Annotated in this window: 1 protein-coding gene; it reads right to left on the reverse strand. The window is 33.7% G+C overall.

The window, feature by feature from the left end:
- Positions 1-547: 3-isopropylmalate dehydratase small subunit (gene leuD / locus IDG60_RS00775; RefSeq protein ID WP_206160373.1), on the reverse strand; the 547-nt coding region annotated here is incomplete at its 3' end.
- Positions 548-555: the final 8 nt, after the last annotated feature.

The following is a 555-nucleotide window of genomic DNA, read 5'->3' on the forward strand; positions in this document are numbered from 1 at the left end:
TTAATGATTCATATTGTAGGGTGATTGCAATGTCATCTAAGCCATTTACAAGTTTATTTTTCCAAGTTTCATCAATTTCAAAATGGAAACGCTTGTCTGGTGATGACACAGTTTGATTTGGTAAATCGACCTCAATTTCAACATATTTAGCAAGATGTTCACGTGCATTTTTTTCTAAAACAATTGGTAACATTGCATTTTTTGTACAATTCATATAAAATATGTCACTGAAACTTCCTGCAATAATAATATGAAAACCATAGTCCTTAAGAGCCCAAGCAGCATGTTCACGACTTGAACCGCATCCAAAATTATCTCCTGTAATTAAAATAGAAGCCCCTTTATATTGTGGTTTGTTAGGATTGAAATCTGGATTATCTGAACCATCAGGTAAGTACCGCCATTCATCAAAAGCAAATGGACCGAAACCACTTTTTGAAATACGCTTTAAGTGTACCTTAGGAATGATTTGGTCTGTATCGATATTGTCGTTGAAGAGAGGGACTATTTTACCTTTATATGTTGTAATAGGTTTGATTGCTGCCATTTAAACAA

The sequence above is a fragment of the Staphylococcus sp. EG-SA-2 genome (genome assembly GCF_017152085.1).